This is a genomic window from Curtobacterium sp. Curtsp57, from assembly GCF_047324335.1.
In the GTDB taxonomy this organism is placed as follows: Bacteria; Actinomycetota; Actinomycetes; order Actinomycetales; family Microbacteriaceae; genus Curtobacterium.
In genome coordinates, this window is record NZ_CP168511.1 from 1516768 (window position 1) to 1534445 (window position 17678).

Consider the following 17678-nt stretch of genomic DNA (forward strand, 5'->3'; position numbering starts at 1 on the left):
TCCTCAGCGGTCCGCGAAGCCGCCGAGCATCCCGGAGATGAACCGCTTCTGCAGGAAGAAGTACAGGACCACGATCGGCAGCGCGACGATCACCCCCGCGGCGGACAACAGCGAGTAGTCGGTCAGGTGGGCGCCCTTGAAGAAGGCGAGGCCGAGCGGTGCGGTCCGGTGGTCCTCGCTCGTGATGAGCACCAGGGGCAGCAGGAACTCGTTCCAGGTCCACATCGTGATGAGGAGCGCCATCGTCATGATCGGGGCGACGGCCGCGGGGACGATGACCTGCCAGAGCAGCCGCACGTCCCGGGCACCGTCGAGCCGGGCAGCCTCGATGACCTCCCCGGGGAAGCTCCGGAACTGGCTGCGCATCCAGAAGATCCCGAACGCCAACGACTGCGCGGTCTGCGGCAGGATCAGGCTCGTGTAGGTGTCGGTCAGCCCGACGCTCCGCAGGTTGAAGTAGAGCGGGATGATGAACGCCTCGGCGGGGAGCATCAGGCCGGCGAGCATCACGAAGAAGAGCACGTTCGAGCCGAAGAAGTCGAGCCGTGCGAACGCGAACCCGGCGAACACCGCCAGGACGGTCGTGAGGACGACGACCGACACCGTGACGAGCACGCTGGAGAGCATGTAGCTCGCGAAGTGTCCCTGGTTCCACGCGGCTCCGAAGTTCCCGAGGTCGATCGACGTCGGCACGCTGAAGCCGCCGGAGTTCTGCGCCGACGGGGTGACCGAGGAGAGCAGCACGCCGATGAGCGGGATGATCGCGAAGAGCGCGAACAGCGTCAGGATGACGTAGTTCACGGTCTTCTCGCGGACGGAGATCCTCATGCGACGTCCTTCGGCTGGAGACGGCCGATCAGGGCCGTGACGATCATGATGACGACGGTGAGCGAGACGGCGACCGCGGCGGCCGACCCGACCTGCCCGGTCTGGAACGCCCGGTTGTACGCCTCGAACGCGGGCACGGACGTCGAGTTGCCCGGCCCACCGCTCGTCGTGACGTAGACCAGGTCGAACGTCTTCAGCGCGGACACCACCGTGACGGTGAGCGCTGCGGCGATCTGCCCGCGGAGGGACGGCAGCGTGATCGAGAAGAACTCCCGAGCGGCCCCGGCGCCGTCGATGCGCGCGGCCTCGAACAGGCTCGGGTGGATGTTGCCGACGCCGGACAGGAAGAGCACCAGGCAGAGACCGACGTTGAGCCAGGTGCCGACGAAGCCGATCGCGGGCAGGGCGGTGTCGTATCCGCCGAGCCAGACCTGCGCGAACTGCCCGAGGCCCACCAGCCGGAGCCCGTCGTTCAACAGGCCGTCGGACGAGTAGATCGAGACCCAGATGGTCGCGACGACGACCGAGGCGATGACCTGCGGGAGGAAGAGCACGGTTCGGAAGAACGACATCCCACGGAGGCCGTTCGCCCGCGAGATCAGCGCGGTCAGGAACAGCGCCACCACGACGGGCACCGCCGCGTAGAACACCATCAGCACGAGCGCGTGCCCGAACGACGCTCGGAGCTGGGCGTCGGTGAAGACGCCCGCGTAGTTGGCGAACCCTGCCCAGGTCGCGGCCGAGAGCCCGTCCCAGTCGTAGAACGAGTACTGGATGCTCTGCAGGAACGGCACCCCGAGGAACACCGCGAACACGACGAACGCGGGGAGGATGTAGAGGTACGCGACGAGGCTCCGCCGCCGCTTCCGGACGGCGCCGGCCGTCCGGCGGGTCCGCCCGCGGCGGGCGCTGCGGTCGGCAGCACCCGCCGTGGTTCCGGTGAACTGGGTCACGGGGGTCCTCGCTACTTCTTCACGAAGCCGGCGTAGTCGTCCTGGAGCGTCTTCGTGTACTGCTCCGGGCTGGCCTTGCCGGCGACCAGGTCCTGCATCGCGGCCGTGATCGTGTCGTAGAACGTCGGGGTGGCGTAGTCGAGGTACGGCGTGATGCTGTTCGACGACGAGATCGACTTGTAGTTGCTCGTGATGTCGCCCGCGATCGTGCCGGATGCCGGGGTGTCGTCGTCCGGGACCACCGTCGGCAGGTTGCCCTTCTGGACGAGGGTCTCGGAGGCCTTCGCGTTCGTGACGAAGTCGATGTACGCGGCGGCCGCGTTCGCGTTCTTCGTCTTCGAGGTGATGGCCCACGCCAGCCCCTCGCCGCCCATCGTGACGGGCTTCGACGCGTCGGGCGGGGTCAGCGCCGTGAAGCCGATGTCGTCCGCCTTCGCCGCGGCCTCGAGCGTCGCCTGGTACCAGGTGCCCGTGATGAGGAACGCTGATTCGCCCTTGCCGAACGCCGCGACGGCGTCGTCGCGCGAGACGCCGTTCGCGCCCTCGGTCACGTAGCCGTCCTTGACCCAGTCGCTGATGGTCTTCGCTGCGGTGACCTCGTCGTCGCCCGTCCAGCTGCCTGATTTGCCGGCGACCAGGTCGTTCACGGCGTCACGCCCGGCGAGAGCGGAGAGCACCAGGCCGTAGAGGTGGATGCCAGGGCTCTTCTCGACGTCGCCGTAGCTCAGCGGGAGCGTGCCGGCGGCCTTGACCTTCTGCATGTCCTCGGTCAGCTCGGCAACGGTCGTGGGCGGCGAGTCGATGCCGGCGGCCTTCAGGACGGCCTTGTTGTAGTACAGCCCGACGAGCTCGCCGGTCTGCGAGACGCCGTAGAGGTCGTCGCCCTGCCAGGTCTTCCCGTCGGAGGAGAACGAGTTGAGCTTGAGCAGGCTCGACGGGTAGTAGTCGTCCCAGCCGTAGAGCTTCGCGTAGTCGTCGACGGGACGGAGGAACCCGGCCTTCACGAAGGCACCCATGTCCGGGTACCCCTGGTTCGCCTGCACGACGTCCGGCGGGTTGTCCCCGGAGAGCGCGAGCTTGAGCGTCGTCTTCAGGTCGGCGAAGGACCGCGAGACCCGCTTGATCGTGATGTTCGGGTGCGCCTTCTCGAACTCGTCGTTGAGGACCTGCTGCGCGTCGTCGATGCCGGTGTCGGTGTTCTGGTCCCAGACGGTCAGCGTCGTCTTCCCCGAGCCGACGTCCTTCGACACCGGTCCGAGGCTCTGCGACGCCGCGGGTGCCGCGGATCCGCCGGGGGTGCACGCGGTCAGGCCGAGCGCGACCGCGGCGGCGACGCCGATGAGCATCGTCGTCTTGCTGATGTGCTTCATGGTCATCCAGTTCTGCGAGTGGGTGGATGGTGCTGGGGAGGGTCGGGTGGGGTCAGGCGCCGGTGGGCACGGACGCGTCGAGGAACGACCAATCACCGCGTGCGGCGGTACGGCGGAGGAAGGCGACGAGTTCGGCCGGGTGCGGGGCGCTCGCGGCGCCACCGAGTCCGGTGACGGCGTAGGCGGCACTCGCAGCGGCGAACCGGAGACGGGTGTCGAGGTCCCAGCCGTGGTGCGTGCCGGCCATGAACGAGGCCACGAACACGTCACCGGCGCCGGTCGGATCGACCACGTCGACGGGGATCGTCTCGGCGGTGGCGACGACGCCGTTCGCCGAGTCCACCGCGACGACGCCGTCCCGGCCGCGGGTGACGACGGCGAGCGGGACCCGCTCGGCCAGGACCTTCGCGGCCTCCAGCGCGGTGTCGGTCCTGGTGTAGCGCATCGCCTCGACGTCGTTCGGCACGAAGACGTCGACCTCGGCGAGCCGACCGAGCACCTCGCCGGACCACTCGCCGGTGTGGTCCCACCCGACGCCGCCGACGACCGTGGTCCCCGATGCGCGGAGCGTCGCGACCCACGCCGGCAGCGGACGGGCGATGCCGACGTGCGTGGCGGCAACCCGGCCGATGTCGTCGGGGATCGTCAGGGGCTCGAGCTGCTCCTCGTACGTGATGAAGCTCCGGTCCTCCGGCCCCGTCAGCGCGACGGAGACCGAGCTCTGGTGACCGGGCACGAGTGCGAGCAGGCTCGTGTCCAGCAGGGGCTCCGCGGTCAGCAGCCCGTGCACGTGCCGCCCGAGGACGTCGTCGCCGAGGCGGCTGAGCACACGGGTCGGCGCGCCGGCCCGGGCCGCGGCGACCGCGCGGTTCGCGACGCCGCCCGGGGTGACGGCGAACGCGTCGGCGTACACCTCGGCGCCCTGCTCCGGGGCCGTGACGCCGGAGAACACCAGGTCACAGAACACATCGCCGGCGAACAGCAGGGTGCCGGGATCGGTGGTCGGGCTCGCCTCGGGCACGGCTTCTCCTCGTCATTGCGGATCATCCCTGCGCAGGTCTGCGCGACTCGGGATTCCGATCCGCTGATGGTGCTCAAGCCTGCGTGGTTCGTGTTGCGAGGACGTTACCTGATTGCTCCAGATTTGTTAAGTCTGATCTGAATCGATGTTTGCATGATTGATCTTGCGTGATCGTGCGCGATTTCGGATAGGGTGACGGCATGATCCTGCGAGAGCGGCAGAACCGCATCATCAAGGCGCTCCGGCTCGACGGGGCGGCCTCGGTCCAGGAACTCGCCGACGCCCTGTCCGTGAGTCCGGCGACGATCCGCCGTGACCTCGAGATGCTCGACCGCAACGGCGAACTCGTCCGCACGTGGGGCGGCGCCGTCCTCGCGCCCCGGCAGACCGCGCAGGACGGCGACGACGGCGAACCCGTCGAGACCCCGTTCGAGGAAGCCGGCGACATCGACCTCAAGCGCCGCATGGCCGCTGCCGCCGCCGCGATGGTCACCGACGGCCAGGTGGTCATCCTCGACATCGGCACGACCACGCCACAGATCGCCGAGCTCCTCCGCGGGCGCGACATCACCGTCATCACGACGAACCTGGCGGTGTTCGACGTCCTCCGCGACGACGAAGCCGTACGTCTGGTGCTCCTCGGTGGCGTGGTCCGCCGGAACTACCGCACGCTCGTCGGGTCGCTGGCAGAGGCCGCGCTCGAGCACGTCAGCGCAGACGTTGTCTTCCTGTCGTGCACCGGTGTCCGCGCGAACGGCCACGTCGTCGACAACATGGCCGTCGAGGCCCCGATCAAGCAGTCGATGATCGCCGCCGCCGAGCGCGTCGTCCTGCTCGCATCCGAGACCAAGTTCCCCGGGACGGGGGCGCTCCGCCTCTGTTCCCTCACCGACGTCGACACGCTGATCACGACGACCGGCGCCCCCGACGAAACACTCGCACACAGCCGGAACGCCGGCGGAGAGGTCATCATCACATGAAGCTCTGCATCCTCGGAGGCGGCGGGTTCCGCACGCCGTACGTGTACCAGGCGCTGCTCCGCGACACCGGCTCACCGCGCGTCGACGAGGTCGCCCTGTACGACGTCGACGAGGTCCGGCTGCACGCGATGGTCGCGATCCTGACCGAGCTCGCCGCCGACTTCCCCGATGCGCCCGTCCTCAAGCCCACGACGGACCTGCACCGCGCGGTCGAGGGCAGCGACTACGTCTTCGCCGCGCTCCGCGTCGGCGGACTCGAAGGGCGCCGTTGCGACGAGCACGTCGCGCTCGACCTGAACGTCCTCGGGCAGGAGACCACCGGTCCCGGCGGGCTGGCCTACGCGATCCGCACCGTGCCCGTGATGGTCGAGGCGGCGAAGGTCATCCGCGACCTCGCCCCGAACGCCTACGTGATGAACTTCACGAACCCGGCGGGCATCATCACCGAGGCGATGCAGAGCGTCCTCGGCGACCGTGTCCTCGGCATCTGCGACACCCCGTCCGGGCTCGGCCGCCGCGTCGCCGGCATGCTCGGCCTCGACCACACCCGCGTGCAGATGGACTACGTCGGCCTGAACCACCTCGGCTGGATGCGCCGCGTCATGTACGACGGCCGCGACGTCCTGCCCGAGCTCATGGCCGACGACGACCGACTCGGTTCCATGGAAGAGGGGCACGTCTTCGGCCTCGACTGGATCCGCTCCCTCGGCGCGATCCCGAACGAGTACCTCTTCTACTACTACTTCAACCGGGACGCCGTGCGCTCCATCGTCGGCTCCGGCAAGACCCGTGGGGACTTCCTCGCCGAGAGCCAGTCCGCGTTCTACGACCGGGCGAGCGCCGCGGGGAACGGCGTCGCGGAACTCTGGCGGGAGACGGTCGAGCGTCGGAGTGCCTCCTACATGGCCGAGGCGAAGGGCGGCACGCAGGACGAGCCGCTCGACCCGAAGGAACGCGAGACCGACCCGTCGCACCAGGGCTACGCGGGCGTCGCCCTGGGTGTGATGGCCGCGATCAGCCGGAACGAGCGCCAGACGATGATCCTCAACGTCCGGAACAACGGCACCATCGCCGGCCTGCCGCGCGACGCCGTCGTCGAGGTCCCGACGATGGTGGATGCCAACGGCGTGCACCCGATGACGACCGACCAGCCCGACCTGCACCAGATCGGACTGATGTCGCAGGTGAAGGCCGTCGAACGGCACACCATCCAGGCGGCGCTCACCGGGTCGAAGGACGAGGCGCTCAAGGCGTTCGCACTGCACCCGCTCGTCGACAGCGTCTCCGTGGCGCGCGACCTGGTCCGCGGCTACGTGGACCGCATCCCGGAGGTCGCGGCGGTGCTCACGAGGTGACCGCTGGAAGGGAGGGGACCGTACGGGGCGGCGGCCCCCTCCCGGCAGCCCGGCGCACGCAGGAGATCGCGGCCGGACGCTCGGTCGGTCACGCCACGGCGACCCGGGAGACCGCCTGCGCGCGACTCATCGTCTCGACCACCCTGATCACCTGGTAGGAGTACCCGAACTCGTTGTCGTACCAGACGTAGACGACGACGTCGTGGTCACCGTTCGTCTGCGTCGCAAGCCCGTCGACCACGCCGGCGAACCGCGAGCCGAGCACATCGGACGACACGAACTCGGGCGATTCCACGTAGTCGACCTGCGACCGGAGGTCCGACTCCAGGGACGTCCGGCGAAGGAACGTGTTCACCGTGTCCCGAGTGACTCGGCGCTCGGTCGTCACGTGCAGGATCGCGAGCGACACGTCGGGGGTCGGGACCCGGATCGCGTTGCCCGTGAGGCGACCAGCGAGTCCTGGAACGGCCTTCGCCACCGCCTGCGCCGCACCCGTCTCCGTGATGACCATGTTGAGCGGCGCGGCCCGACCACGGCGATCGGCCTTGTGGAAGTTGTCGGTGAGGTTCTGGTCGTTCGTGAAGGAGTGCACCGTCTCGACGTGCCCGCGCACGACGCCGAACTCCGCGTGCAGCGCCGCGAGGACCGGAGCGACGGCGTTGGTCGTGCAGGACGCCGCCGCGACCACGTCGGCGCGCTCGGCCTGCTCGCTGTTGATGCCGTGCACGACGTTCGGGACATCGCCCTTGCCCGGAGCGGTGAGCAGCACCCGCCCGGCACCAGGGGCGAGCAGGTGTCGACGGAGCTCTGCTTCGGTGCGCCACTTCCCGGTGTTGTCGACGACGATCGCGTCCTCGATCCCGAAGGCGGCGTAGTCGACCGCGGCGGGGTCCGACGCGCGGATGACCTGGACGCGCGTGCCGTTCGCGGTGATCGTCTCGGCGTGCTCGTCGACGGTGATCGTGCCGTCGAACGGGCCGTGCACGGAATCGCGGCGGAGCAGACTGGCGCGCTTCACGAGGTCGTCCGGGCCCGACGACGCTCGGAGGACGATCGCGCGGAGACGGAGTCCTGACCCGCCGGACTGGTGGGAGATGAGGATGCGAGCGAGGAGGCGACCGATCCGCCCGAATCCGTAGAGCACGACGTCGGTGGTCGGGAGCGCACCGCCGGCGGCAGCGTCCCGCAGGAGCTCCGCGATCGCGGTCGCGTGGTGCACGTCGTCGTCCTCCGTGGCCCTGAGCCGTGCGGCGAGCGCGCCGACGTCGAGCGACGCGGGGCCGGGGGCACCGGTGTCGACGGCCGCGCGCAGGATCCGCAGCGACTCGGCGAGTGGCAGCGGTGCGCCGTCGACGTGTCGGGCGAACCGGTGCGCCCTGACGATGTCGATCGCCGATCGGTTCACGAGGCGCCGTCCGTGCACCCCGGCGACCACACCGTCGCGTCGGTGCAGGCGACCGATCAAGGGGATCATCTGCTCGGCGAGCCCGAGCTGCGCGTCCCAGTCGTCCCAGAGCTCGCCGTCGGTGCTCACGCCGCCTCCTCGAGCCGGCGGACGAGCTGGTCGAGTCGCGCACGGAGTCGCGCCGGGACACGGGTACCGAACCGGTCGAAGTGCTCGCGGAGCTGTTCGGCCTCGTCGGTCCACGCTGCGGGGTCGACGGCGAACAGGGCGTCGAGTGCGAAGCCGTCGAGGTCGAGTCCGTCGAGGTCGAGGTCGCCCACGCCGGGGAGCCCGCCGACGGGGCTCCAGCGGACGTCGGCGCTCCCGTCGAGCCGACCGGCGATCCACTCGAGGACGCGGACGTTCTCGCCGAAGCCCGGCCAGAGGTAGTCGCCGTCGGTGGACTTGCGGAACCAGTTGACACGGAAGACGCGGGGCGCCTTCGTCCCGAGACGGTCGCCGACCCTGAGCCAGTGCGCCCAGTGGTCCGCCATGTTGTAGCCGCAGAACGGCTGCATCGCGAAGGGGTCGAGGCGGAGCTCGCCGACCGGGCCCTCGGCGGCAGCGGTCTGCTCGCTGGAGATCGTCGAGCCGAAGAACACGCCGTGTTCCCAGTCCTCGGCCTCTGCGACGAGCGGCACGTTCGTCGCGCGCCGCCCGCCGAACACGATGGCGTCGATCGGGACCCCGTCCGGGCTGTCCCAGTCGTCGGAGATCGTCGGGCACCGTTCCGCGGCGACCGTGAAGCGCGCGTTCGGATGCGCTGCCGGTGTCGCGCTCCCCGGCTCCCACGGCTGGCCACGCCAGTCGATCAGGTGCCGCGGCGGGGTCTCGGATGCGCCCTCCCACCACACGTCGCCCTCGAGCGTCATCGCGACGTTGGTGAAGACCGTGCCGGACCGGACGGTCGACATGGCCGCCGGGTTCGTGTCCGGGCCGGTTCCCGGAGCGACACCGAAGAAGCCGGCTTCCGGGTTGATCGCCCAGAGTCGTCCGTCGGCACCCGGCCGGAGCCACGCGATGTCGTCCCCGATCGTCTCGACCTTCCACCCGGGCACCGTCGGGGTCATCATCGCGAAGTTCGTCTTGCCGCACGCGGACGGAAAAGCGGCCGCGACGTGCAGGACCTTGCCCGCCGGTGTCGTGACGCGGATGAGGAGCATGTGTTCGGCGAGCCACCCGTCGTCACGCGCCATCGACGACGCGATCCGGAGTGCGAAGCACTTCTTCGCCAGCAGCGCGTTGCCGCCGTACCCGGAGCCGTACGACCAGATCTCCCGGGTCTCCGGGAAGTGCGCGATGGTCTTCGTCTCGTTGGACGGCCACGGGACGTCGGTGATCCGGTCGCCGTCGTCCGTGACCAGGGGCATGCCGACGCTGTGCATTGCCGGCACCCAGACCGTGTCCTCGTCGATCTGTGTGAGGGCGTCGTCCCCCATCCGGGTCATGATGCGGGTCGAGACGACGACGTACGGCGAGTCGGTGACCTGGACGCCGACCTGGGAGATGGCGCCCCCGATCGGGCCCATCGAGAACGGCACCACGTACATCGTCCGGCCGCGCATCGAGCCACGGAACCGGTCGGTGAGGTCTGCGCGCATCGCGGCGGGATCCCGCCAGTTGTTCGTCGGGCCGGCGTCCGCCTCGTCGACGGAGCAGATGAACGTGCGGTCCTCGACCCTGGCCACGTCCGCGGGGTCGCTCCTGGCGAGGTAGCTGTCCGGCCGGAGGCCGGGGTCCAAGGCGATCAGCGAACCGGACGTGACCATCGCGTCGAGCAACGCGCGGTTCTCGGCGTCGCTGCCGGAGCACCAGACGACCTGGTCGGGCTCCGTCAGGGACGCGACCTGGTCCACCCAACGATGCAGGGCCTCCCGTCCGGGACCCGGCTCGATGGTCGTGCCGGCGGCCGTCGCGTCGACGACGCTCATGACGGCACCCGCTCGCCGACCGCGTGGTGGATGCGCGCGGCGACCCGGTCGGCCGACAGACCGTACTTGTCCAGGAGGAAGTCGTTCGGTCCCGACTCGGCCCATGAGTCGGCGAGCCCCACCTTCGTCAGTCGAGCGCCGCTGGCGTGTCCGGCGAGGACGGCGGCGACGACGTCGCCAAGGCCACCGACCACCGAGTGCTCCTCGACCGTGACGACGGTGCGCGCACCGTCCAGCAGCGCCCAGAGCGCGTCGTCGTCGAGGGGCTTGATCGTCGGCAGGTGCACGTGCCGCACGCTGCGGCCGGAGGTCTCGACCGCCGAGACCGCCTCGACGGTCCGGGACGTCTGCACCCCTGTCGACACCACCGTGACCTCCGCGGCGGCACCGTCGCCGCCGTCCCGCAACAGGACGGGCTGGCCGATCCGGAACTCGTAGCCGCTGTCGAAGACGTCGGCGACGGCGTCGCGGGCGAGTCGGAGGTAGACGGGGCCGTCGTGCTCCGCTGCCCACCGGATGATCGCTGCCGCCTCCGTCTCGTCGGCGGGCGCGAGGACCGTCATGTTCGGGAGCGCCCGCATCACGGACAGGTCCTCGATGTCCTGGTGGGTCTTGCCGCTCGCGCCGTTGAGCAGCCCGGTGTAGGCGGCGGCCAGACGGACCGGGGCCTTGGTCTGCGAGACGAGCATGCGCACCTGGTCGAGGGCCCGGTTCGTCAGGAAGACGCCGAACGACGACAGCCACGGGCGGTACCCGAGGGTGGACATGCCGAAGGCGATCCCGACCATGTTCTGCTCGGCGATGCCGGCTTGGATGAACCGCTCCGGGTGCGCGTTCGCGAACGTGACGGCCATGGTCGAGGTGGCGAGGTCGCCGTCGACGACGACGATGCGGTCGTCCGTCTCGGCGAGTTCGGTGAGGGTGTCGCCCCACACTGCGCGCTGCGCCTTCATGCGAGGGCCTCCGTCTTCTGGTCGATGAGCAGTTCCGCGCGAGCGGTGTCGAGCTGTTCCGCGGTCGGGACGCCGTTGTGCCACTTGAACGTCGCGCGGGTGAACGAGACGCCGTTGCCCTTCACCGTGTGGGCGATGATCGCGGTCGGCTTGCCGGTCGTGCCGCGGGCGGCGTCGACCTCGGCGTAGGCATCGAGGATCTCCTCGAAGTCGTGCCCGTTGATCTCGATGACGTTCCACCCGAACCCGCGGAACACCGCTGGCAGGTTGACGTGCCCCATCGGCTCGCTGCGGTCGTACCGGTCGTGGTCGCCCGCCGGCCAGCCGTACTGCTGCAGGCCGTTCAGGTCGACGATCGCGGTGAGGTTGTCGAGGCCGTACCGGGGGGCGTGGATCACGGTCTCCCAGACCATGCCCTCCTCGATCTCGCCGTCGCCGAGCACGACCCAGGTGTGGAAGTCCTTGCCCTGCATCTTGGCGGCGATCGCCATGCCCGAGCCGGCGGAGAGTCCCTGGCCGAGCGAACCGGTGGAGGAGTCCACCCCCGGGGTGAGCTTCATGTCCGGGTGACCCTGCAGGCGCGAGTCGCCGTGGTCGAACGTGGCCAGCTCCTCGACGGGGAAGTACCCGCGGAGCGCCAGGACCGAGTACAGGCCGATCGCGGAGTGCCCCTTGGACAGGATGAACCGGTCGCGATCGGGGTCGTGCGGCCGCTCGGGGTCGATCCGGAGCTGGTGGAAGTAGAGGGCCACCATCAGGTCCATGGCCGACATGGGCCCGCCGACGTGGCCGGCCTTGCTCGCAGCCACCGTCTCGAGGACGCGCCATCGCCCTTCTCGGGCGACGGTCTCGAGGTGTTCGACGTCTCTCGCGTCGTTGCGTGTCACGGCGACTCCTTTGCTCTGCGGTGGTGCGCCAAAACTATCACTCCGTGAACGACATGTCTACTGAGTGAGATTCAACGAGCGCATCGGTCATGGGAAGATGACGACATGGCAGACGGCGCCTCCGACGACGGCGGGATCGAGATCCTCAGCAAGGCCGGCGCGATCATCGACGCGTTGGCGGACGCCGAGGCACTGACCGTGAGTGCCCTCGCGGACGCGGTCGACGAGCCCACGAGCTCCACCTACCGGCTGCTGCAGAGTCTCATCGCGATGGGCTGGGTCGACCCGGCTCCGGTACGCGGGACGTACCGGCTCGGACTCGCGTGCATGCAGATCGGCGGCGTTCTCGAGGACTCCCTCGACGTGCGCGGACTGGCTTTGCCGAGGATGCGGGAACTCCGCTCCACCGCGGGCGTCGCCGCGCTGCTGTGCTACCGCCGCGGGACCCGGGCCGTCTGCGTCGAACGCCTCGAGGGGCACGACGTCCGCTCCGTGGCGATGCAGGTCGGTGACGCGCTCCCGCTGCACGTCGGCGGAGCACCCCGGGCGCTCCTGGCGTTCCTGGCCGCCGGCGAACAGCACGCCGTCGTCGACGAGCTCGTCGCCGCGCCGGACCCGGCCTACCCGGTGCCGTCCCGCGGTGACCTGCAGGCCGAGCTCGAGACGACCAGGCGACGGGGGTACGCCCGCTCGGACCAGGACGTCACGATCGGGATCGCGGCGTTCGGCAGCCCCGTGTTCAACCACCGCGGCGAGCTCGTCGCGGCGGTGTCCATCAGCGGGCTCCGCGAGCGTCTCATCGACCGCGAACCGGAACTCGGGGCACTCGTGGTGTCCACCGCCGCGGCGATCAGCGCCGATCTCGGGTACGACGGAGGACGACGTGGCTGACCGGAAACCGATGCGCGTCCTCGCCAACTCGATGGCGGTCGTCGAAGCACTCGCCGAGCGCGGCGACCTCTCCCCCGCCGAACTCGCCGAGGCCACCGGTCTCCCGCGACCCAGCGTGTACCGGTTCATCGACGGACTGAAGGCAGTCGGCATGGCCACGACGACGGACGAGAACCGGGCGCGGCTCAGCGTGAAGTGGCTGCACCTGGCGGATGCCGCGCGTGACGCCATGATCGAGTGGGCGTCGGCACGCCGGGTCCTCGACGACCTGGCCGAGCGCACGGAGCAGACCGCGTTCCTGACGGTGCCCCGTGGCGACGAGGTGGTCTGCATCGACTGGGCACCCGGTCGTGGCATCGGCGTCCTGACGCTCGCCCCTGGTCGGTCGCTCCCGCTGTACGCCGGGGGTGCCGGCCGGCTCGTCCTCGCCTACACCCGCGACGTCGAGGAGTACCTGTCGGACGGCCCGGATCGTCGTCCGCTGACCAGCAAGACGATGGTGGACGCCGACGCGCTCCGCGAGGATGTCCGCCGCACCCGCGCCCAGGGCCACACGCTCTCACTCGACGACGCGACCATCGGGATCGGTGCCCTCGCGTTCCCCGTGCTCGGCTCGGCCGGCGAACTCATCGGGTGCCTGTCGATCGCCGGTCGGTCGGTGGACATCCGGGAGCGTGCGGACGAGTTCGTGGACGCGGCACTCGGGGCCGTGGCAGCACTGGAGCGCGGGGTCGCCAGCGAACTGACGACCCCGCTGCAGTAGCGCACCTGCCGGCTTCCGGCTACCAGCTCACCGCGATGTACTGCGACTCCATGTACTCCAGGAGCCCTTCGGCACCGCCCTCGCGGCCGATACCGGACTCCTTCATGCCCCCGAACGGCGCCGCCGGGTCGGACACCAGTCCACGGTTCAGACCGACCATGCCGGACTCGATCCTGCCGCTGACGCGCAGGCCCCTCGCGAGGTCCTGCGTGTAGACGTACGAGACGAGCCCGAACGGGGTGCCGTTGGCGAGCCGCACCGCATCGTCCTCGGTGCGGAACGTCACGATCGGCGCGACCGGCCCGAAGATCTCCTCCTTGAGGATGCGAGCATGCTCGGGGACGTCGCTCAGCACCGTCGCCGGGTAGAACCAGCCGGGCCCGGCGGGCGACGCGCCGCCGGTGAGCACCGTCGCGCCGTCCTCCTTCGCACCGTCCACCAGACGGGCGATGTCGTCACGGGCGCCCTCGTTCACCATCGGACCGAGCTGGACGTCGGGGGCCAGACCGTCGCCGGTGCGCAGTGCCCCCATTGCCTCGGCCAGCCGTTCCGAGAACGCGGCCGCGATGCCCTCCTGCACGTAGAAGCGGTTCGCGGCGGTGCAGGCCTCGCCACCGTTGCGCATCTTCGCGATCATCGCGCCGGCCACTGCCTCGTCGAGGTCCGCGTCGTCGAAGACCACGAACGGCGCGTTGCCACCGAGCTCCATCGACGTGTTCACGACGGACTCCGCCGCGAGCTTCATGAGCTTGACGCCGACCTCGGTGGAGCCGGTGAACGACAGCTTCCGAGCTCGCGGGTCGCGCACCATCTGCTCGACCACGGTGCCGGAGGACCGGCTCGGCAGCACGTTGAGCACCCCGGCCGGCAGTCCGGCCTCGGTGAAGAGTGCACCGATCGCGAGGGCGGTCAACGGGGTGTCGCTGGCCGGCTTCAGGACCGTCGTGCACCCTGCGGCGAGTGCGGGTCCGATCTTTCGGGTCGCCATCGCCGCGGGGAAGTTCCACGGGGTGACGAGGATCGCGATCCCGATCGGGCGGTGCTCGACGAGGATCTTGTTCGCACCCCCTGGTGCCGTCTGCAGCGCACCGGGGATCCGGACGGCCTCCTCCGCGTACCACCGGAGGAACTCGGCCGCGTAGACGACCTCGCCGCGGGCGTCCACGAACACCTTGCCGTTCTCCGCCGTGATGAGCCTGGCGAACCAGTCGGCGCGCTCGATCATCAGGTCGTACGCGCGGGACAGGATCTCGGAACGCTTCCGGGGCGGGGTCGCCGCCCAGTCGGCCGCCGCGTCGGCGGCGGCGTCGACCGCCGCCTGCGCGTCGTTCCGGGTCCCGCTCGAGACGGTCGCGATCACGCTGCCGTCGACGGGGTTGTGGACGTCGAACGTGGCGCCGTCCGACGCGGCTCGCTCGACCCCACCGATCAGGAGGCCCGTGGGGACCCCGGCCACGATGGTCGCCGAGTCCGTGGTCGAGTCCAGGACGTCGGTCGCGTCGGTCATGAGTGCTCCAGTTCTCGGACATGCGGGGCGGACTGCGTCAGGTAGAGCCGCTGGTCCCGCTTGTGCTCGTCGTAGGCGGCGCGGGCGTCCTTCGTGCTGTCGAGGGTCGAGACCTCGGCGACGGGGACGTCCCACCAGGCGCCGGAGCCGCCGAAGCGGCCCTGGGCGTCGACGCGGACGTAGACGACGCTGGTGCCGTCGTACGCACGGGCGTCGTCGAGTGCGTTCCGGAAGGTGTCTGCGGTGTCGGCGGAGAACACCTCGGCGCCGTAGCTCGCGGCGTTCGCGACGAAGTCGACCTCGAGGCGCCGGCCGTCGTGACGCAGGGCCTCACCGCGCTCGTTGAAGCGGGTGCCGAACGTCTGCGAGCCGAGCGTCTCCGACAGTGCTGCGATCGATCCGTACCCGAAGTTGTCGACGATCACGATGGTCATGCGCAGGTGTTCCTGCACCGCGGTCATGATCTCCTGCGACATCATCAGGTACGAGCCGTCGCCGACGAGCACGTGGACACGGCGGTCCGGGGCGGCGAGCTGCGCGCCGACGCCACCTGCGACCTCGTAGCCCATGCACGAGTTGCCGTACTCGATGTCGTAGCCCTTCGTGCTGCCCGGTCGCCAGAGCCGGTGCAGGTCCCCCGGCATCGAACCGGCGGCGTTGATGACGACGTCGTCGGCCTCGGCCGAGGTGTTGAGCAGTCCGAGCATCTCGGCCTGCGACAGCGTCGGGCCGTCCTGCACCTCGATGATGCGGTCGACCTCGGCACGCCAGTCGCTCGCGGCCCGCTCGTTCGACGCGACGACGTCGGCGTCGAGCGCGAAGCCGTCGAGCGCGGCGCGGAGCTCGGCGAGCGTCTCACGGGCGTCGCCGACGAGGGGGATGCCGGACTCCTTGAACGCGTCGACCTCGGCGACGTTGATGTTGACGAACGCTACGTCGGGGTTCTGGAACATCGTGTTCGAGGCCGTCGTGAAGTCGGTGTAGCGCGTGCCGATGCCGATCACGACGTCCGCACCGTTCGCGATGGCGTTCGCGTACGCCGACCCGGACGAGCCGAGCGCGCCGAGCGCCAGGCGGTGCTCCCACGGCATGCCCGCCTTGCCCGCCTGCGTGACACCGACGCCGATGCCGGTCGACTCGGCGAAGCGGACGAGCTCGTCCGTCGCGTCGGAGTACACGACACCGCCACCGGCGATCACCACCGCGTTGTCGGCGCTCCTGATCAGCTCGGCGGCGCGCTGGATCGCCGCACGGTCCGGGCGGTTGCGGGCGACGTGCCAGACGCGGTGCGAGAACAGCGCCTCCGGGAAGTCGTACGCCTCGGCCTGGACGTCCTGCGGGACCGCGATGGTCACGGCACCGGTGTCGGCGGGGCTGGTCAGGACCCGCATCGCCTCGAGGAGTGCCGACGCGAGCTGCTCCGGCCGGTTGATCCGGTCGAAGTAGCGCGAGACCGCGCGGAAGGAGTCGTTCGCGGTGACGTCCATCGCGTACGGGTGCTCCTGCTGCTGCAGGACGGCGCCGGTCGACCGGGTCGCGAACGCGTCGGACGGGAAGAGCAGGACCGGGATGTGGTTCACCGTCGCGGTGCCGGCACCCGTGACCATGTTGGTCGCGCCCGGACCGATCGACGTGGAGACGGCGAGCGCGCCGAGGCGGTTCCGCATCTTCGCGTAGCCGGTCGCGATGTGGACCATGCCTTGCTCGTTGCGCCCCTGGTAGTAGGGGAAGACGTCCTGGTACTGCAGGAGCGCCTGGCCGAGACCCGCGACGTTGCCGTGGCCGAAGATGCCGAACGCACCCCCGAAGAACGGCGTCGTGACGCCGTCGCGCTCGACGTGCTGGGCCTGCATGAACTCGACGATCGCCTGGCCCACCGTGAGGCGGCGGGTCGGCTGAGGATGTTGCGCCATTGCGGACTTCCTTCTGTGGTGGGTCAGGGGCGGACCGGGACGAACGGCACGCGGGGGTCGGTGCCGAGGTCGTCCCACTTGGCGCGGGCCGGAGCGAGGGCAGGGTCCTCGGCGGCCTGCAGCGTGCGCTTCGGCGCGGGTCCGGCGAGGACGTTGAGGTAGTAGAGGTCCTGGTCGTGCGCCGCCACGGTGGTGTGGTAACCCCAGGGGATCAGGCAGATGTCACCGTCGCGGACGGGGACGTCGAGGTCGAAGTCGCGCTCCGGGCTGTACACCCGCTGGAGTGCCCATCCGTTCTCCGGGTCACGGGTGCGGTAGTAGTAGACCTCTTCGAGCTGCGCCTCGCCGTCGACGTCGTGCTCGTGCTTGTGCGGCGGGAAGCTCGACCAGTTGCCGCCGGGAGTCCACACCTCGACGACGTGCAGACGGTCGGCCGGGAAGTCGGGCGACATCGGCGTCGAGACCTGCCGCGTCGCGTTCCCGGCGCCGCGGGTCGCGGAGCCGACGTCGTCCGGCGTGACGAGGACGACCTCGTGCTGCTCGGTGGCCGGTGCGCTCGCGATCGCGAGTTCGGCACCCGGTGTCGCGGTGACCGTCACGGCGGTGTCACGGGGGACGTAGAGGGTGTGCCCGAGTCCGTCGAAGACCGTGTCCCGGCCGCCGATGCGGTACTCGACCCCACCCACGGTGAGGACGAGGTCACCGTGCAGGTTCACGAACGCCCGCTCGTTGCCGTCGGCTGCCAGTTCGACGGTCTCGCCGTCGCCGAACGTCTTCACCTGGAAGGTGACGTACTCCCATCCGGCGATCTCCGGGGTGATGACGTCCCATGCGCCGTGCTTGAGCACCTGCGGGTCGACCATGTTGTGATCCTCTCTGCGT

General features: G+C 70.1%; 15 protein-coding genes. 4 read left to right on the forward strand and 11 right to left on the reverse strand.

What is annotated here, in order from left to right; genetic code table 11:
• Positions 1-3: 3 nt before the first annotated feature.
• Genes ACEN9V_RS07105 through ACEN9V_RS07120 form a run of 4 tightly spaced genes read right to left on the reverse strand, consistent with a single transcriptional unit; the run spans position 4 to position 4172 of the window.
• On the reverse strand, positions 4-828 hold the full coding sequence (locus ACEN9V_RS07105) for a carbohydrate ABC transporter permease (RefSeq protein ID WP_413602708.1): 825 nt from the start codon (positions 826-828) through the stop codon (positions 4-6).
• Positions 825-1781, reverse strand: a complete 957-nt coding sequence (locus tag ACEN9V_RS07110; protein WP_413602709.1) for a carbohydrate ABC transporter permease — start codon at positions 1779-1781, stop codon at positions 825-827. The genes ACEN9V_RS07105 and ACEN9V_RS07110 overlap by 4 nt, the downstream gene beginning before the upstream one ends.
• An 11-nt stretch (positions 1782-1792) precedes the next feature.
• The gene (locus ACEN9V_RS07115) at positions 1793-3157 is read right to left on the reverse strand and encodes an extracellular solute-binding protein (protein ID WP_413602710.1); all 1365 of its coding nucleotides are present in this window, start codon (positions 3155-3157) and stop codon (positions 1793-1795) included.
• A gap of 46 nt (positions 3158-3203) precedes the next feature.
• Positions 3204-4172 carry a carbohydrate kinase family protein gene (locus ACEN9V_RS07120; protein WP_413602711.1) on the reverse strand — a complete coding sequence of 323 codons (969 nt, stop codon included), beginning with the start codon at positions 4170-4172 and terminating at the stop codon, positions 3204-3206.
• A 200-nt stretch (positions 4173-4372) separates the two neighbouring features.
• Between ACEN9V_RS07120 and ACEN9V_RS07125 the strand changes: the two genes are divergently transcribed.
• Together ACEN9V_RS07125 and ACEN9V_RS07130 are read left to right on the forward strand one after the other, a co-directional pair.
• Positions 4373-5152 carry a DeoR/GlpR family DNA-binding transcription regulator gene (locus ACEN9V_RS07125; protein ID WP_281267003.1) on the forward strand — a complete coding sequence of 260 codons (780 nt, stop codon included), beginning with the start codon at positions 4373-4375 and terminating at the stop codon, positions 5150-5152.
• Positions 5149-6507, forward strand: a complete 1359-nt coding sequence (locus ACEN9V_RS07130; RefSeq protein ID WP_413602712.1) for a 6-phospho-beta-glucosidase — start codon at positions 5149-5151, stop codon at positions 6505-6507. Before ACEN9V_RS07125 ends, ACEN9V_RS07130 begins: the two co-directional genes overlap by 4 nt.
• Positions 6508-6595: 88 nt before the next feature.
• Here the strand turns inward: ACEN9V_RS07130 and ACEN9V_RS07135 are convergent, their stop codons facing one another.
• The 4 genes from ACEN9V_RS07135 to ACEN9V_RS07150 are packed head-to-tail and all read right to left on the reverse strand — an operon-like array spanning position 6596 to position 11722.
• Complete coding sequence (locus tag ACEN9V_RS07135; protein ID WP_413602713.1) at positions 6596-8041, reverse strand: glyceraldehyde-3-phosphate dehydrogenase; 1446 nt, start codon at positions 8039-8041, stop codon at positions 6596-6598.
• On the reverse strand, positions 8038-9882 hold the full coding sequence (locus tag ACEN9V_RS07140) for a phosphoenolpyruvate carboxykinase (GTP) (RefSeq protein WP_413602714.1): 1845 nt from the start codon (positions 9880-9882) through the stop codon (positions 8038-8040). The genes ACEN9V_RS07135 and ACEN9V_RS07140 overlap by 4 nt, the downstream gene beginning before the upstream one ends.
• Positions 9879-10835 carry a transketolase family protein gene (locus tag ACEN9V_RS07145; protein ID WP_413602715.1) on the reverse strand — a complete coding sequence of 319 codons (957 nt, stop codon included), beginning with the start codon at positions 10833-10835 and terminating at the stop codon, positions 9879-9881. The genes ACEN9V_RS07140 and ACEN9V_RS07145 overlap by 4 nt, the downstream gene beginning before the upstream one ends.
• The gene (locus ACEN9V_RS07150) at positions 10832-11722 is read right to left on the reverse strand and encodes a transketolase (RefSeq protein WP_281266998.1); all 891 of its coding nucleotides are present in this window, start codon (positions 11720-11722) and stop codon (positions 10832-10834) included. The genes ACEN9V_RS07145 and ACEN9V_RS07150 overlap by 4 nt, the downstream gene beginning before the upstream one ends.
• Before the next feature lie 105 nt (positions 11723-11827).
• Between ACEN9V_RS07150 and ACEN9V_RS07155 the strand changes: the two genes are divergently transcribed.
• Together ACEN9V_RS07155 and ACEN9V_RS07160 are read left to right on the forward strand one after the other, a co-directional pair.
• The gene (locus ACEN9V_RS07155; RefSeq protein WP_413602716.1) at positions 11828-12613 is read left to right on the forward strand and encodes an IclR family transcriptional regulator; all 786 of its coding nucleotides are present in this window, start codon (positions 11828-11830) and stop codon (positions 12611-12613) included.
• A complete protein-coding gene (locus ACEN9V_RS07160; RefSeq protein WP_413602717.1) occupies positions 12606-13376 on the forward strand; it encodes an IclR family transcriptional regulator in 771 nt (256 codons plus the stop codon). The genes ACEN9V_RS07155 and ACEN9V_RS07160 overlap by 8 nt, the downstream gene beginning before the upstream one ends.
• A gap of 19 nt (positions 13377-13395) precedes the next feature.
• Here the strand turns inward: ACEN9V_RS07160 and ACEN9V_RS07165 are convergent, their stop codons facing one another.
• From ACEN9V_RS07165 to iolB, 3 genes are read right to left on the reverse strand one after another with little or no spacing between them, the layout of a single operon-like run.
• Entirely contained in the window at positions 13396-14883 is a 1488-nt protein-coding gene (locus ACEN9V_RS07165; RefSeq protein ID WP_413602718.1) for an NAD-dependent succinate-semialdehyde dehydrogenase, read from the reverse strand.
• Positions 14880-16796, reverse strand: a complete 1917-nt coding sequence (gene iolD / locus ACEN9V_RS07170; protein WP_413602719.1) for a 3D-(3,5/4)-trihydroxycyclohexane-1,2-dione acylhydrolase (decyclizing) — start codon at positions 16794-16796, stop codon at positions 14880-14882. Before iolD ends, ACEN9V_RS07165 begins: the two co-directional genes overlap by 4 nt.
• A 23-nt stretch (positions 16797-16819) precedes the next feature.
• Complete coding sequence (gene iolB, locus ACEN9V_RS07175; RefSeq protein ID WP_281266993.1) at positions 16820-17659, reverse strand: 5-deoxy-glucuronate isomerase; 840 nt, start codon at positions 17657-17659, stop codon at positions 16820-16822.
• Positions 17660-17678 lie beyond the last annotated feature (19 nt).

What these genes read in the sequence shown, in the direction of transcription:
- ACEN9V_RS07155 (WP_413602716.1), top strand. Translation starts at nt 11,828, where the DNA reads ATGGCAGACGGCGCCTCCGACGACGGCGGGATCGAGATCCTCAGCAAG.
- iolB (WP_281266993.1), bottom strand. Translation starts at nt 17,659, where the DNA reads ATGGTCGACCCGCAGGTGCTCAAGCACGGCGCATGGGACGTCATCACC.
- ACEN9V_RS07140 (WP_413602714.1), bottom strand. Translation starts at nt 9,882, where the DNA reads ATGAGCGTCGTCGACGCGACGGCCGCCGGCACGACCATCGAGCCGGGT.
- ACEN9V_RS07115 (WP_413602710.1), bottom strand. Translation starts at nt 3,157, where the DNA reads ATGACCATGAAGCACATCAGCAAGACGACGATGCTCATCGGCGTCGCC.
- ACEN9V_RS07130 (WP_413602712.1), top strand. Translation starts at nt 5,149, where the DNA reads ATGAAGCTCTGCATCCTCGGAGGCGGCGGGTTCCGCACGCCGTACGTG.
- ACEN9V_RS07145 (WP_413602715.1), bottom strand. Translation starts at nt 10,835, where the DNA reads ATGAAGGCGCAGCGCGCAGTGTGGGGCGACACCCTCACCGAACTCGCC.
- ACEN9V_RS07125 (WP_281267003.1), top strand. Translation starts at nt 4,373, where the DNA reads ATGATCCTGCGAGAGCGGCAGAACCGCATCATCAAGGCGCTCCGGCTC.
- iolD (WP_413602719.1), bottom strand. Translation starts at nt 16,796, where the DNA reads ATGGCGCAACATCCTCAGCCGACCCGCCGCCTCACGGTGGGCCAGGCG.
- ACEN9V_RS07105 (WP_413602708.1), bottom strand. Translation starts at nt 828, where the DNA reads ATGAGGATCTCCGTCCGCGAGAAGACCGTGAACTACGTCATCCTGACG.
- ACEN9V_RS07165 (WP_413602718.1), bottom strand. Translation starts at nt 14,883, where the DNA reads ATGACCGACGCGACCGACGTCCTGGACTCGACCACGGACTCGGCGACC.